Source organism: Bradyrhizobium stylosanthis, from assembly GCF_001641335.1.
Lineage (GTDB): Bacteria > Pseudomonadota > Alphaproteobacteria > Rhizobiales > Xanthobacteraceae > Bradyrhizobium > Bradyrhizobium stylosanthis.
Map to the genome: position 1 here is coordinate 1375092 of NZ_LVEM01000003.1, position 15311 is coordinate 1390402.

The window sequence follows — 15311 nt, forward strand, 5'->3', positions numbered from 1 at the left end:
TTAAGATGGATTTTGGAGCAAAAGGGTGGGTGAATTCGAATTCCGAAAACGAGCCAGCAAGCAGTCTTCGTTGGTCGATTGCCCTTGGCATTGCACCCGCTCGACCTCGACCAATGTTTCGCTCAACATTGCGATGATCGTTTCCGCGCCGGCGACATGCCCCCAGCCTTGGCAGGTGGCATCACGCGCCGATCCGAAAACCAGATGACCACCAGGCGCGAGCATTCGCAGCAGATTGTCGACGGCCGCACGCATCTCGCCGACATCGCGGAGATAGTAGAGAACTTCCGCCACCACGATCAAATCGAACTGCTCTGCCCTCGAGAACTGTTCGATGTCAGAGACAATCCATGTGATGTGGGACCATTGCTTCGTCCGTAGGCTCGCCCGATCGATCGCTCGCGGTACGACGTCGATAACTGTAAGTCGTTCGCAGTGGGGCGCGAGCTTTTCCGTGAAGGCGCCAGCTGCGCATCCGACTTCGAGCGCATTCATGACAAAACCATCCAAAAGCGAAAGCCGCAGCATTTGCGCGTGGCGCTCTCGCTCGAACGGATTTCCGTCCAGTCGCCACGGATCCACGGCAGCCAGTTCGCGCTCTAACAATTGGTAATTCTCATCCAGCTTCATGGCCAGCCGCTCCTTAGTCCGCACGATCGCTGGCCGCTGCTAGGCCGGCCGCGTCACTACCAGAAGGTCGACGCAAACCATCGCGCTTGCAAACGGGCGCAGTCGGTCCCGAGAGCCAGGCAGCGTCTGGTTGAGACTCTTGGCTCTGCTTGAGCGACTGTTCCCCGCCAGACACCGTCGCCTTCGTCGATTTTCGTGAGAGCCAATCGCTGTTGCTTAAGGTACACAAGGCATATGCTTTGACCGGAAGTAGCATAAAGATATTGATGGGAGTGTGGAGGGAAAAGGCGAGAAATCGTAATTGGCGAGACCGAAAGGCCGCGACGCTGCATCGTACCATTGTCATTGATGCGATCATCACACATGTCCACCATGGCACCGTGCACGTGAATGCGAGTTGAGCGATACCCGTTACAACTGAAAGGGCCAGAAGAAGGGGGCCTACGTTTTGCCCGATAACATCTAATGTCAGGTATGGATCGAGACCTGGCAGAAGCCGCAACGCAAGCAGCGTGTCTCGGAAAGTGCTCCGCGCCCAGCGCAGCTGTTGGCGCAGATACGGGGTCAACTTATCTGGAACGACCGTTGCGGCGTAGGCGTCAGGAACGTACTCAGTCCGAAATCCCGCTTTCAACATGAGGATCGTGAGGTGGCGATCCTCGCCGAAATCACTTGGCTTTCCTCGAAAATATTGCGCCTCGTACTGATCCAGCAGCAAAGCGAGCGCCGATCGCCGGTACATCGCACATGGGCCACAGCAGCACATGACCGCGCCGAAACGCGCTTGAGCTGCACGCTCTTCGTTGCACGCCAGCCAGTACTCCATGTCGATCAAGGAAGTTAACCAAGTGGCGTTCCGGTTGCTCGCTGTTAATTGCCCCATGGCAGCCCCGACGTCGGTGTCTTGCATTCTCAGCGCAAGCTTCCCGACCATATCGGTCGCGAGTATCGTGTCCGAGTCGACATTGAGTACAAGATCTCCGGATGAGCGGCGAATTGCGGCAATCTGCGCCTTCCGCTTTCCGACATTCTTTTGCAGGAGAATGAAATTGAACCTCGAGTCACCCGCAAAGTCTTGATGAACATACGCCACGTCCTCGCGATTTGACGAACCGTCATCAACCACATAGACATGGAGCTGCCCCGCGTAATCTTGGCTTGCGATCGACTCTAGACACGCCGAAAGCGTCTGCGGGTTCTCGTTGAAGCATGGCACGATCACATCCACGCTCGGCATGGCTTCGGGACGAATTGCATGTGTTGGACTCGACGGCGCGTGTGACGGAGAGGCGTGGAACGCCTGCACGGTCTTGTAGACTGCGGAGAGCAACGCGTAAGACGATACGACTACAGTGCTGGTTGTGGCAAGCAGGTTCATTGGGCTCAATTTTGTTCAGGGAAGTGGGGAAGCGGGCTAATCGCAAATCCACGCTCACGCAGTGCTGGAATGAGTTGGGAAAGCGCCTTCAGGGTCTGGCTGCGTAGACCGGCATGAATGCCCCGCCTCAACTCATCGGGAGGGCATCCATCGTGCAGGAGCACAATCGCGCCGGGGCGAACAGATGCTAGTACCGCGTCGACGATCGCATCGACGCCCGGGCAGGACCAGTCCCGTGGATCTACTGACCAGTACAGAGCGGCTAGTTGCGCCTTCGCCGACAGCGCGAGCACTTCTTTTGTCCAAATGCCATAAGGCGCACGCACGCGTCGCACCGCCGCCTGCGGGCATGCGCATCTGATAGCCCGACTTGCCGCTAGGATTTGGTATTGCACTTCGTCTGGTTCGCAGCTGGATAGATCCGGATGTGTCATCGTGTGGTTAGCCACCTCGTGCCCCTCCGCAATCATCCGTCGAATTAGACTCGGCTCATTCGCAGCATACGTGCCAAGGACGCAGAAGGTGGCCGGCGCGCGGTATTCCGCCAATACATCGAGAATATCAGGCGTGCAGTATGGATTCGGTCCGTCATCAAACGTCAAATGCACGCTGCGGGTATCCATGGCGCGCCTGGTCTGCGCTTCGAAGGAGCAATTGGCGTCTTTCACAGCTCTGGCCCATTTCGCTCGATGACTGTGCCCGTCGGCCACTCGCTCATCGGCCGCGCTATAGGGAATACGACGAGGAGTGCTTCATCGACGCGAGTCGGCGGCAAGTTGGGATAGATATCCGGAAGAGTGGAGCGAACGCGAACGCCCGGAACAATCGTCGCCAAACCCGGGCGGCCGAGTAGCCTTGAGATATGCTCTTTGAGTTCATGTCGAACCGTACCGAAGCCGAAGGGAACACCAAGCTGCTGCAGCACAGGAATCATCACGCGCATGGAATGGGAAATTCCGAGCCCCTCGAGGTCCGGACGCACTGCGTACAATCCGAGTTCAGCCACCAGGAGGTCGACTTCGCCGACCTTGATATACCGGCGCAGCCCTCCGATATGGGCCGCCACGCCGCGTTCATCGTATCCGATGACACGGAGCTCAGGTCTCGCGCCCGCCCAGCTTCGAATGCCTTCAAAGGGCTTTGCATTAAACGCCCCTGTCGGCCCGTAGGCATTGCGAAAGAACTCGGATATCTCGGCGTGGTCGGCGAGTTGTAAGTCATTTTCCCAACACGTCCTCCACTTGATCTGAGGGCGCATGAAAGTTTCTCCTGCTTCTTGCAGTGTTCCTGGGGCACGCACGAGCCTAGCGACGAGCAGCGTGACGTTGCTCGTTCCATGGTGGCGTCAGCGACTTTGGATGATGTTGACTTATTGTCGGCGCTTGAGTTGTCGCGGCGAACGGGCGTGTTCTGAATACTCCGGATGCTCTGCGTGCCGCAGCTAACTGTTGCCGTCGTCTCCTTCAGGCGAGTAGCGGTCGGTGCTGTTACAACAATTGCGTCATCTACTGCTCTGCATCCTAGTTTGTTGCCATTGCGCCTAGACGTCCATTCTGCGCGATGATTTTCCGGTCCCCGCAAGGTAGCGGAGGGCCATGCACCAACCCAATCATATCGGGGTAGACGCCTTCCATAGAAGCGTATGTAGCGGCTATACGATGGTTTAAACCGCACTCCTGCACGCGCTATTGAGCGGCATGCGGTTGCAATAAAACACGACCGTGATGTAGAACTCACCTCGCGAGGGATTTTGTTGCGAAGGCGTCCCAACTGCGCTTCGCCAAGCAGCACCCTTCCCAGCTTGCACAGCGAAAATGCTGCTTGCGTGTAAGGAAAACGGAACGGGACAACCCTAGTCGCGGCTGGATTCGCCCGGCTCAACGTCTGGCAGGGACTATGACGCACGCGAGGACTTTCGTGCCCTTGAGTGATCTTCTTAAGAAGAGCTTGATGGATCGATACATCAGCGCTCGTAGATCCTTCGCACGAATGCTTACCATTGGAATCGATGCGATGTCTTCGAAGACGACAATATGATGACGATCGTCGAGCTAAGCTGCGCTCAGCTGCGGACGAAATCCCAACGCCAATCTTTGCGACATGCCGCGCCACGCTCCGCTTCTCCAAAACCTACCATGTTCTTAAATTCTGACAGCTTCCTAACTGGCGCCGCGCGAACTGGTAAAATCGATTGTTTGGATGAAAAACATCCACACTGCGGATAGGTGACAATGCGCTTTCGGGGCCTTGATCTAAATCTTCTTGTCGCGCTCGATGCTTTGATGACCGAGCGAAACCTCACGGCGGCGGCGCGCAGCATCAACTTGAGTCAGCCGGCCATGAGCGCTGCGGTTGGCCGGCTGCGCACGTATTTCCGTGACGAGCTCTTTACGATGAGGGGACGCGAACTTATCCCTACTCCACGTGCTGAGGCGCTTGCCGCTCCAACTCGGGAGGCTCTGCTTCACATCCAGTTCTCCATTACGTCGGGCAATACGTTCAAGCCGAGCGAGTCGAATCGCCGCTTCAAGATCTGCGTGTCCGACTTTGCCACGATCGTACTACTCCGAAACGTGGTGGAGCGTGTCGCGCAAGAGGCTCCCGGCATCAGATTCGAGTTCATGCCTCATGCGGACCCGTTCGATCAGCCGATTGAACGCGCAGAAATCGATTTCCTTATAGTGCCCGAGGTATACATGTCGCACACGCATCCCAGAGCGGTGCTCTTTGAGGAAAGCGTCGTGTGCGTCGGTTGCCGTTCGAATAAGCAGCTGTCTCGACAGCTTACATTCGAGCGATACATGTCGATGGGGCACGTCGCGGTGAAGTTCGGGCGTTCCCGAGTGCCCTCCATAGATGATTGGTACATGAAGGAGCACGGCCTGAAGAGACGGGTCGAGGTCGTCGTGCAGAGCTTTGGCATGATCCCGCATATGCTCGTGGGCACCAACCGAATTGCCACGATGCCCTTGACCCTTGTGAAGTACTTCGCGAAGACGATGCCACTGCGAACCAACAGCCTTCCGCTACCGCTGCCTGGTTTCACCGAGGCGCTCCAGTGGCCTTCGGTCCACAATACAGATCCAGCGAGCATTTGGATGCGCGAGGTTTTGATTGAGGAAGCGGCGCGCCTAGCCCCTGTTGGTTCTAAATCTCTCGTAGGCCATCGATCGACTTCCTCTTCGTCAGCTACAGACGCGGCTTCAGATGGCTCAAAATGACGACCGCCACTCGCCCGCTTGCTTCTCCAAGAAGTTCCGTCGAAGACAATGGTCAGGCGAAGCAGCTTGCCGTATCGAGCGATTCCGCAAGGTCAGTCTCGGCCGTTCCGCGCTCGATTAGGTCATGTGGCGCCCCTCGAGCATCGACCGCCCTTCGTCGTCGATGCTACTCGACCACCTCGATCGTGTTGTTCCACCAGCGATTTACTACGAAGCCGGGGGACGCATTGTCGCCCTTTGCATCGAAACGAACTTGGCCGACCACGGTGTCAACCTCGTGCGCCCGAAGGGCTTTCGCCACGCGCAGAGCGTTGAACGATCCAGCACGCTTCGCCGCGTGTGCCCATGCCTGCACGGCGGCATAGGCGTAAAGTGTATAGCCCTCGGCCGACCCATTGGATGCTTTCAAGCGAGCGACGAGGTCGGCCGCATCGGGCCTTTTGGTGGCGTCGGGCATAAATGTGAACAGAGTGCCGTTTGCGGCGCTGTTCGCAATCACCCAAAACTCGCCTGTCATCAGAGGATCATTAGCCATGACGGTAAGGCCGGCTTGTGCGTCCGCGGCTTGCCGTACAATCAAGCCGATTTCCGTGTGGTAGCCGCCGATATAGGCGATCTGAATTCCTTCTCTCTTCAGCCTCGACACCAGGGCCGAGTAATCTTTCTCGCCGGCCATATAGCTTTGCCGCATCAGGTCCTGCAGGCCCGCATCGTGAAGACGAGATGCAACGATATCCGCGATGCCTTTCCCGGCAGTGCTCTTATCATCAAGGATGGCAATCTTGCTCTTGGAATAGTGCCGCAAGATATAGTCCGCGGCGACGACGCCTTGCTGGTCGTCACGGCCGCAGATCCGAAAAACGTTCTTGAGCCCGCGCTCGGTCAACTGAGGATTAGTTGATCCAGGCGAAATCTGGATAATTGCGGCTTCAGCGTAAACGTCGGAGGCAGGAATGGAGGAAGAGGAACAATAGTGACCAACGACCAACCTGACCTGGTCCGCCACCAATCGATTCGCGACTGCAACGGCTTGCTTCGGATCGCAGGCGTCGTCGGCAACGATCAATTTGATCTTTGTATCGAGAAGCACTCCGGAAGAATTTAAATCGTCAACCGCTGCACTGACACCATACCGCATCTGCTCACCAACAGCGGCGTTGCTTCCCGTCATGGGGCCCGCCACTGCAATATAGACTTCGTCAGCGGACGCGACCGAGATCAATACAGAAGCGAGGACCGCCGCGCCGGCAACCGAGATCTTGCTAAAGAATGGCATTTGACGCCTCTGACTATGGTTTTGCCCTTAGGACTTGCTGTGGCCTGATGGCTCGCCTCTGTAGCGACATCAACTGCCGCACAGACGATCTTCCGCATCGCTCGATTGTTCTTTCTTATGCGCCTATCGATCAGCATCATCCGGGGCGCGCGCCCGCCGGCGCGCATGTCCGCAGCCTTCCTGCGACATCGCGTCTAGGCGAGTAGGTAGTTCCTCTACACTCACGTCCGATTCGGCGTTCTTGGTAATGTTGCGCAAACGATCGCGCAACTTGGTTGCTCGCGCGACCTGAATCTCCGCTCGCTCCAATTGTTCACTCAACAAGTTTGGAAGTGAACACCTGCCCTCCATCGCTTTCCTGATCTCTTGCAAAGAGAATCCAAGCTCGCGAAGCGCGAGAATGTGATAAACTCTTCTGACGCTTTCGGAGTCATAAATTCGGTGACCGCCGCCCGTGCGCTGCGACGCTCTGAGCAATCCCGTATGCTCATAGTGGCGCAAGGCGCGCACCGTCACGCCGGTCGCCTCCGCAAGTTCACCGATGCGTCGCCACCGACGCCTGAGTACAGTAGGTCTGGTCATGTTTCTCTTTTTCAAACCTACAACCTAACGTCACGTGAGGTTCAAGGGGTTTCCACCACCTGCTGCTCGTGTTGCCAACTTTCCGCCGGCAATATCGAACTCGACTTTCCTGGAGCGGCTACGCAGGCTGGGTGACATGCATGATACAAGCAACCACTCTACTGCCATAGCGCCGGATAAAGCCGACACAGTGTATCGGAGAAGAAGCATTCTAGCGCCGGGGGACTAGGCGGCTGACGCAATCGCCACCATCAGCTTTCGGAAGAGAACCAATTGGCCCTCACTAGCGGCTGTACGTCCAAGCACAAGTTTGGCAATCTCTGTTCGATTGACGGGAGTTCGCATGCTTGCAGGCATCGCCGCCACCACTTCATCGTAGATCTTTCCCAACACTGAAAGGTCTTCTGGATCGAAGACCCCACTTCGTACCTGCAAAACTTCCACCGTCTCTCCTATCGAAAATCGCGCCGGCGCTCGGCTCCTTGCAAAGGGTTAGGGCAAAAAGAAGACCGACCTGCGGCGCGTCGGGCATGAGCATGTCGACTTGCTGCGCGCTTCGGCAGGGAATCGCACTGGCATGATCGATGCGGGCAAAACGCTATGTCGACTGGATTTTGACTGCGCAACCAAGCGCGCGGAGCCTCGAACGCATGGCGAAATCCTTCTGCCCACCAGCTTGCGCGGAGATCGCGAATTTTCGCGTGTTCTTCCAAATTGGTTCGAACTTTCTGACTTGCTCACACGCAATCGGGCAGCTCGTGATGAACGAGCCCGAAGTCTGAGCCACGCCTCCGACGCGCTAAAGCAACGCTTTATCGCTGCCTGGAACACAAGGCTGCATACACGGGAATGGCTCTGCTCGACCTACGTCAACGTCGTATCGCCGTTTCATTGTTTTTGTGCCAACGCACGGCGTGGTTCGATCCGACCGGCCATGGTTGGCTTTAGAAAGAGACGATCCGCAAGAGTTCGGTTAGAAGCACCGCAATACCGATTGCATTCGACTGATGCTGTTAGTAGCGCACACTGATGTGACCGCGGTCGTAAATCGGCTCAAACATCGTACCACGCTGCGACTGATCAACATCGTGCAGGAAAGTGCGCGACTCACATTGATCCCGCAAACTGCAAGAGCAGGATCAGCATGTAATACCACCGGTCAAAAAAACAGAGAACCACTCCAAACGAGCGAAAGCAGGAATAGGTTTTCGGCCTGCAGAGTCGCGCGGTCCTGGCAGGCCGGTGCAGAGATTGCTTTCGGCGATAACTCACGCGGACGACCGCCGTTAGCGCAGCGAATGAATTGATCGAATAGAGTCTATTCGGCTTCGGAATTCACATGGAGCCTCCGAAACTACGCGCCTTCGTCGAGGTCGTACGGCAGGGCGGGTTCTCCAAGGCCGTCAGATTCGTGTTCGCGACCCAGTCTACGGTCAGCAAGGCGGTCAAGCAGTTGGAACATAAGATCGGTGTGCCCCCTACTTGACCGGATCGACCAACACATCAAACTTTCCGCTGCCGGCGAAATTGTTTACCGCCGTGCAATCAGGATTCTGATTGAACGGGACGATCTAGTATCCGAACTCAACGAGCTGCGCAGCCTCAAATGCGGCATTCTCAGGCTCGGTTTGCCACCAGTTGAGAGTGGCATACTCTTCGCGAAGCTATTTGCGATCTGCCGCAACGTTATCCAGGCGTCGAGATCCGCTCGTGGAGTACGGAAGCGAGCGACTGGAGCAGATTTTGCTATCAGGCGAGGTCGAACTTGCCACCTCGTTCTTCCCGTATCGGAAGCTTTTGAATGACAATGAGGTCAAGCCTGAGCCCCTTGCTGTTCTGCTAACCGATGACCATTAGTTTTTCGCAGTGTCAATCCCTTGACCTTTCGACATTGCGCGTGATTCCGTTCATTCTCTTCGAAACCGGGTTTGCATTGAACCGCGTGGTTATGGACGCATGCCGACGGCACGGCTTTGAACCGCGGGTCGTAGCGCGCACCAACCAGGTTGATTTCATCATCGAGCCTGCTGCGGCGGGCATGGGCGCCGCCTTTCTGACAAGGATAATTGCTGAGCAACGCACGCATCGTTCGCTCGCTTGGGTACCGCTCCACGAAGCTGATACAGACTGGCAAATTGCAAGATCTGGCGGCGCGATGCTTGTCTGTCGCCCGCCGCGAGGGCTTGGCTGGATCTGGTAGCTTACACGCGCGCCGAAAGTCATTCCGAGAACGATTGAATCGCTACCGAACGTCAATACCGTCCTATCGCATGCAATGCGCATTGCATCTCGTATACCACCTATACCACGAGGGGCCGGCGAACGATCGTTAGCGCCGCACGAAGACTAACTGACTATTTGACATTGACTGACGAGCTCACTCGTTTCCGGGGGCACGATAGTGTCATCTGCAACTTCGCAGGCGGCGTTCAGTGCGCTATGCAAGTCTGCGATCAGCTCGGTCGGACTTTCCATTCCCGCGTGTATGCGAAGCAACGGGCCTGGAAAAGGAAGCGACCCCTCCATTCGTTTCGGCGGCTCGACGAGCAACGCGAGACTTTCGTACCCGCCCCACGACAGCCCAATCCCAAAGAGACGCAGGCTATTGAACAGAACCGAAAGTTGCGGCGGCGACATGGGCTTCAGAACAACTCCAAAGAGTCCGCTGGCGCCCAGGAAGTCCCTCTTCCAAATGACATGGCCTGGATCGTTGGGAAGAGCCGGGTGGAGCACCCTGTCGACGGCTGGATGAGTTTGCAGATTCTGCGCCAGGACAAGGCCATTTTCCCAATGCCGCCTCATACGCAGACCTAGAGTACGAATTCCCCGGAGGGCGAGATAAATATCATCCGGTGCGCCTATTTCGCCGAAATGCTGCGCAGTTGACTTTAGCGCGTGCCATGCCGCTTCGTTCGCAGTGGCAACGCCAAGAAACGCATCGGAATGGCCAACGATATATTTCGTCGCAGCCTGGATCGAAATGTCGACCCCATGCTCGAACGGCCGGAAATACAGAGGAGTCGCCCAGGTGTTGTCCATGATCACAAGTGCGTCCGACAGATGTGCGATCGCCGCGAGCGCCGGTACATCTTGCACTTCGAACGTCATGGACGAGGGCGATTCCAAGTAGACGGCGCGTGTCTTTGCGCTGATTTTCGCGGCCAGTTCTGACGGCTTGGTTGAACAGAAATACTCCGCCTTGATTTGCAGCCTGGCAAGAACATTGTCCGCGAAGGCTCTCACAGGCGAGTAGACGCCATCGCTGATCAGAACCGAATCGCCCGCCTTCAAGCACGCAAGCAGTGAGTGACTACAAGCCGATTGCCCTGATGGGAAAAGAATAGAACGGTAGCCGCCCTCTAACTTACAGATCGCGGTCTCCAGGGCACGCGACAGGGGCGTACCGAAGCGACCGTAGCTGGGATAGTCTTTGTTCCGGATGTCCCATTCCTCTAAGGTCTCCGATATGATGGTAGATCCGCGATAGATCGGCACATTCACCATCCCAGCATGTTCTGCCGGTGCACGGCCGAGGCGACATAGTAGAGTTTCGGTGTCTCTTACGTCCTTTTCGACCTGCAAATACCTCATGACAACTTCTCTTCAATCGCACTACCTTACCGATCGCGCCACGTTGCCAGGCTGCGGGGCCACTTGCCTGCTTTGGCTGCATTGGTGCAACAACGATGCCAACCTCGAGCAATGCGACTGCGACCTCATCCGTGACTCCTCTTGAACGGTGATTTGCCGCATTCAATGCGACTTTGACCCCCGCTGACTCAGCATGCTGCGATTATTTTTGATTTTGCAATTCAGCTCGCCCACATCGAGATCGGCTTTCCTTGTAAGGAGTGAGACATTCTCCGATCAGGATCGAAAGGTCTTGAAACGAACGTAAGGTCAAGTTGTAAACTACCAAAACTGGGGAGGCATCGGGGCCTTCGACGGCTCGCGAACGAGGATTGTGAATGACTCAAACGCAAAAGTCTGCGCCGCGACCATCCGTCACGCCCCCCGATCAGCTCCGGCAAGACGCGTGCAAATGCCTGCGTGTGCCTGCTGGAGAACAACGGCAATGCCCCTTCGTTCGAGGCATGACCAGGTCCCAGACGGACATTCTTGCGGGCAGCCATCGCCGAACAGGTGTGGCTGAGGTTCGTGCCAATAGCTTGCCGCGCGGTATCGCCGAGATTCCCGAACCCGGCCATGACTGCTCGCAGCAGTTAGGCAGCACCCGAGTTGGGCGCCGTTCTCTGCTCGATCATCAGAGAGCCCACATCCGACTGGTGCGCCGTTCGCAATGCATAAAGCCCCCTATGCAAGTTGCGGTTTTTCGTTTGGATTTTAGGATCGGTCTTTAAAACGGGTTAAGCTCCGCGCTGGCCGGCTCTGGCGAGACATGGTCGGCCTGCTGACGCGTAAGCTCATGCGCATGTCCCGGAGTGTTCACCCAGATAGGATCATAGCCATGCTCAAAACCCATGCCCTTCGACGGAGCGACCAGATGTCAGACGCAAGGCTGCTAAGCGCACTCTCATCTCTTTCGCACGTGGCAAAACAGTTGGAAGTTCCGCCACCTGCTCTCCCCGCGCTTGGCGCAACTTGCGTCAAACTCAACATGAATGAGAACCCGTTTCCACTGCCGCCAGTTGTCAAGAAAAGCGCGACTGCAGCGTTTGAGCGGCATTATTTGTACCCGGAAGATGACAATGTAGGCTTAAGAGAGGCTGCCGCCTCTGCTTACGGGCTTTCCGCCGATCAGGTGATCGCGGGGAACGGATCGTCCGAACTTCTCGGCCTCATCTACAAAGCGTTCCTCGCTCCAGGTGACGCCGTAGCGATGATATCGCCCGGATTTTCGTTCAACCGCAAGCTCGCGATGTTGCACGAGGCCCAATTTCTGGAGATTGGGTGGGGTCAGGATCACTCCTTGCCGACGCAGCAACTGCTTTCCGGCCCCGCCCGCGATGCCAAATTTATCGTGCTAGCCAATCCGAACAATCCGACGGGAACGTTTATTGCGATCGCCGAAATCGAAAGGCTCGTAGCACAATCTGATCGACTGATCGTCCTTGACGAAGCGTATGTGGACTTTGCGCCGGACAATGGACTACGGCTCGTCAACCGCTATCCAAATGTTCTGCTCCTGCGCACGTTCTCGAAAAGTTATGCCACGGCCGGCCTCCGCATAGGTTTTGGCTTCGGTCATCCCGAGCTTATCGGCAGGCTTCGTACCATGCAGAACCTCTTCAACATGAATGTGATTGGTCATGCGGTCGGCATGAGCATCATTGAGCATCGAGACGCGTTCGAGGAGAACCATCAATATGTCGTGCGTGAGAGAGAGCTAACAAGCGTCGCGCTATCAGCACTTGGATTTACCGCATTGCCGTCCCACGCCAACTTTTTGCTAGCTCGCGTGCCAGAAGGACACGACGGAGCGTGGTGGCAAGCCGCACTGCAGAGACAGAACGTGCTTGTTGCGTTCTTTCCCGAGAGCGGTCTGGAGAATTTCATACGCATTAGCATCGGCACAGAAAGGCAAATGGATGCGCTTCTTTCAACCGTCAGTGATATTCTTTCGTCGCCAAACTGACCCCAAACCAATGGCCATCCTGCTTACATGAGGTGATCGAGTGACAAGTACTTTCCCTTCAAAACTGGCGTTCGGCATCTTCGATCACCTGGACGCGGACGGTCATGACGTAGCCAAACAGTATAACGATCGCCTCCTACTTGCCGAGGCATGCGATCGACTGGGATTCTATGCGTATCATCTAGCAGAGCACCACTGCACTCCGCATGGGAGAAGCCCCGCACCAAATCTGTTCTTGTCGAGCGTCGCACAACGCACATCACAGCTTCGCGTCGGTCCGATGGTCATGCTGCTTAGTCTTCATCACCCGCTGAGAGCCTTCGAAGAGGCGTGTATGCTGGACCATTTGAGCGGTGGCCGACTTGAGCTTGGCATGGGACGCGGCTCACTTCCAGTGGAATTGGGCTATTTCGGGGTCAGCGCCGAGGCGGCACCAGGCCGTTATGCAGAGGCCAGCGAGATCCTTGTTAAAGCCATGCGAGGCGGCTCGCTCTGCTACGAAGGGGATCACTTCCGGTTGGACGACGTTCCATTGACGCTAACGCCTTATCAGCGACCGCATCCGCCGACATGGATCGCCGTTAATCAACCCGGCTCGGCAAGCTGGGCCGCTGAGATTGGCGCAAACATCGCAAGTATCGGACCTGCATCCTCTGTTCGGAGGATTACTGATGCGTATCGCTCGCGTCGAGAGGTACGTCCAGATGTGAATGGTAAATCGCCGTTTCTTGGCTTGCTCCGCATGGTTGTGGTCGGCAACACTGAAGCAGATGCTTATGCACTTGCTGCGCCGGCCTACGATCGTTGGCTCAAGAGCTTCAAGTTTCTTTATGATCGCAACAAGATCCCCACTCCACCGAACCTCCCCTTGACTTTCGATGCAGCAATCGAGAGTGAGCTGTGCGTCGCGGGGACCGCCTCTTCGATCAGGCACACTCTTCTTAATCATCTAGAGGAGGCGGGTGCCAATTACCTTCTGTGTCAGCTCGCATTTGGGGACCTCTCGCTGGATGCTTCATTGGCCACGGCAACGATTATTCGCTCAGAAATCATCGCGGGCGCTGGCTGAACACGAGGCTCTGCGTCCCGCCGCCGGCAGGCCCCTTCGGCGTTTCATTTCAGCTGGGGGGGCGACCGCCAGTTTTGAAGTGAAAGGCAAAACGCTCAGCCGAGCGGTACTGTTCGAAGTTCGCCGCGACAGTTGATAAGCGGATAGCCGTCTCCTGAGCGGACCGCCACGGTCCGGCCGATGAATACTCCGTGCGTGCCGATGACTTGGTAGTGCTGTAAAACGCACTCGAGAGCGCATATTGCGCTTTGCAATAAAGGTACATCGAGAATCCCCTGGACCCAGGGAGCCGTGTCGAACCGTTCGGCTCCTTTAGAGCCATCCCGGCCGGCGAATCGCAGAGCGATGTCCTGATGATCAATAGCAAGGAGGCTCACGCCAAACCTGCCGTTCGCAAGTATCGCATCGTGTGTCCCGGAACTGATGTTGATGCCCACCAGCAAACAGGGCGGTTCTATGCAAATCGAGACAATAGAACTCACCGTTAACCCGCGCCGGGCACGCGCCGTTCCTGTCGCCACGATGGCGACGCCGCTGGCCAGATTTCGCATGGCCTGGCGAAATTCGGCCGCCTCGATTGATTGAATGTCACTCATGTGGCAAGACAACCGAGGATTTGCATCCCCCTAGTGGGGATGTGCAAGTTCTCGCCTCGGCTGCGTGCGGGCATTGTCTTGCTTGCGGCTCTCGGCGCCCGTGTCGAAGCAACCGGCTTGAGACTTTGCGTGTCATTGATGCGCCCCCTGACTCCAGCGTGATTGATTTGAAAACAGTGCGCGGGTTGCTGCCGTTACGTCGGTCTGCCGCATTAGGCTCTCGCCCACAAGGAAGGTTACTATACCGGCTCGTGAGAGCCGCTCGAGATCAGTGAACGCGCAGATTCCGCTTTCGCTGACAATCAGTCGGTCCTTCGGGATGAGTGGTGCTAGCATTTCGCTTGTCTTGAGATTTGTCACAAACGTGCGTAGGTTGCGGTTATTGATGTCAATCATCTGCGAGCGAAGTGTCAGGGCGCGATCGAGTTCGCAGCGATCATGGATTTCGATCAACACGTCCATACCGTATGCTAAGGCCGCAGCCTCGAGGTCGCGGGCAGCCTCGTCGTCCAGCGCGGCCATAATCAGCAGAATGCAATCGGCACCACGGGCGCGAGCCTCGACCACCTGGTAAGTGTCGAAAATGAAATCCTTGCGCAGGACCGGCAGGTTTGTGGCGGCGCGCGCCATCTCCATAAAGTCAAGGTCACCCATAAAAGAGGGTTTGTCCGTTAAAACTGAAAGGCAAGCCGCGCCCCCTGCTTCATACGATCTGGCGAGCGAAGGCGGATGGAAGTCGGCTCGAATGAGCCCCTTCGACGGCGACGCTCTCTTGATTTCAGCGATCAGGGCATAGCCGCCAGATGTGTGCGTTTTGCGAATTGTGTTTAGAAAGCCTCGCGGGGGTGGCGCGTACCGTGCGCGCGCGTCGAGCTCGGCGCGCGAAAGCGCGCGTCTTGCCGCTGCAATTTCTTCCCGCTTATAGATCTCAATTCTCTTCAGAATGTCGGGCTCAGCCATCTT

At 56.5% G+C, this 15311-nt stretch carries 13 protein-coding genes and 1 pseudogene; 4 read left to right on the forward strand and 10 right to left on the reverse strand.

What is annotated here, in order from left to right:
- Genes nodS through A7X65_RS26105 form a run of 4 tightly spaced genes read right to left on the reverse strand, consistent with a single transcriptional unit; the run spans position 1 to position 3266 of the window.
- On the reverse strand, positions 1 to 630 hold the full coding sequence (gene nodS / locus A7X65_RS26090) for a nodulation methyltransferase NodS (protein ID WP_063690834.1): 630 nt from the start codon (positions 628 to 630) through the stop codon (positions 1 to 3).
- A 13-nt stretch (positions 631 to 643) separates the two neighbouring features.
- Positions 644 to 2008, reverse strand: coding sequence for a chitooligosaccharide synthase NodC (gene nodC / locus A7X65_RS26095; RefSeq protein ID WP_063690513.1), 1365 nt, complete (start codon positions 2006 to 2008; stop codon positions 644 to 646).
- Positions 2009 to 2013: 5 nt separating this feature from the next.
- Positions 2014 to 2631 (reverse strand): chitooligosaccharide deacetylase NodB, encoded by a 618-nt coding sequence (gene nodB / locus A7X65_RS26100; protein WP_063690835.1) that lies wholly within the window; start codon positions 2629 to 2631, stop codon positions 2014 to 2016.
- Between the two features lie 41 nt (positions 2632 to 2672).
- Positions 2673 to 3266: a NodA family N-acyltransferase gene (locus A7X65_RS26105; protein ID WP_063690515.1), complete on the reverse strand. Its 594-nt coding sequence runs from the start codon at positions 3264 to 3266 to the stop codon at positions 2673 to 2675.
- 973 nt (positions 3267 to 4239) lie between these two features.
- On the opposite strand from A7X65_RS26105, the gene A7X65_RS26110 reads away from it, so the two are divergent.
- A complete protein-coding gene (locus tag A7X65_RS26110) occupies positions 4240 to 5229 on the forward strand; it encodes a LysR family transcriptional regulator (RefSeq protein WP_063690517.1) in 990 nt (329 codons plus the stop codon).
- 166 nt (positions 5230 to 5395) lie between these two features.
- On the opposite strand, the gene A7X65_RS26115 is transcribed toward A7X65_RS26110, so the two are convergent.
- The 3 genes from A7X65_RS26115 to A7X65_RS40860 form a co-directional block, all read right to left on the reverse strand.
- The gene (locus A7X65_RS26115) at positions 5396 to 6505 is read right to left on the reverse strand and encodes a branched-chain amino acid ABC transporter substrate-binding protein (RefSeq protein ID WP_063690519.1); all 1110 of its coding nucleotides are present in this window, start codon (positions 6503 to 6505) and stop codon (positions 5396 to 5398) included.
- 123 nt (positions 6506 to 6628) lie between these two features.
- Positions 6629 to 7087, reverse strand: coding sequence for a MerR family transcriptional regulator (locus A7X65_RS40855; protein WP_082813809.1), 459 nt, complete (start codon positions 7085 to 7087; stop codon positions 6629 to 6631).
- A 225-nt stretch (positions 7088 to 7312) separates the two neighbouring features.
- The gene (locus tag A7X65_RS40860) at positions 7313 to 7531 is read right to left on the reverse strand and encodes a hypothetical protein (RefSeq protein WP_245323847.1); all 219 of its coding nucleotides are present in this window, start codon (positions 7529 to 7531) and stop codon (positions 7313 to 7315) included.
- Between the two features lie 895 nt (positions 7532 to 8426).
- On the opposite strand from A7X65_RS40860, the pseudogene A7X65_RS26120 reads away from it, so the two are divergent.
- Positions 8427 to 9325, forward strand: a pseudogene (locus tag A7X65_RS26120) (LysR family transcriptional regulator).
- 108 nt (positions 9326 to 9433) lie between these two features.
- Here A7X65_RS26120 and metC read toward each other — a convergent pair.
- Positions 9434 to 10678 carry a cystathionine beta-lyase gene (gene metC / locus A7X65_RS26125; protein ID WP_082885052.1) on the reverse strand — a complete coding sequence of 415 codons (1245 nt, stop codon included), beginning with the start codon at positions 10676 to 10678 and terminating at the stop codon, positions 9434 to 9436.
- A gap of 913 nt (positions 10679 to 11591) precedes the next feature.
- On the opposite strand from metC, the gene hisC reads away from it, so the two are divergent.
- Entirely contained in the window at positions 11592 to 12683 is a 1092-nt protein-coding gene (gene hisC, locus A7X65_RS26130; RefSeq protein WP_063690836.1) for a histidinol-phosphate transaminase, read from the forward strand.
- Positions 12684 to 12723: 40 nt separating this feature from the next.
- On the forward strand, positions 12724 to 13752 hold the full coding sequence (locus tag A7X65_RS26135; protein ID WP_063690521.1) for an LLM class flavin-dependent oxidoreductase: 1029 nt from the start codon (positions 12724 to 12726) through the stop codon (positions 13750 to 13752).
- A gap of 95 nt (positions 13753 to 13847) precedes the next feature.
- Here the strand turns inward: A7X65_RS26135 and A7X65_RS26140 are convergent, their stop codons facing one another.
- A complete protein-coding gene (locus A7X65_RS26140) occupies positions 13848 to 14348 on the reverse strand; it encodes a flavin reductase family protein (RefSeq protein ID WP_063690523.1) in 501 nt (166 codons plus the stop codon).
- A 132-nt stretch (positions 14349 to 14480) separates the two neighbouring features.
- A complete protein-coding gene (gene trpC, locus A7X65_RS26145; protein WP_063690525.1) occupies positions 14481 to 15308 on the reverse strand; it encodes an indole-3-glycerol phosphate synthase TrpC in 828 nt (275 codons plus the stop codon).
- Positions 15309 to 15311 lie beyond the last annotated feature (3 nt).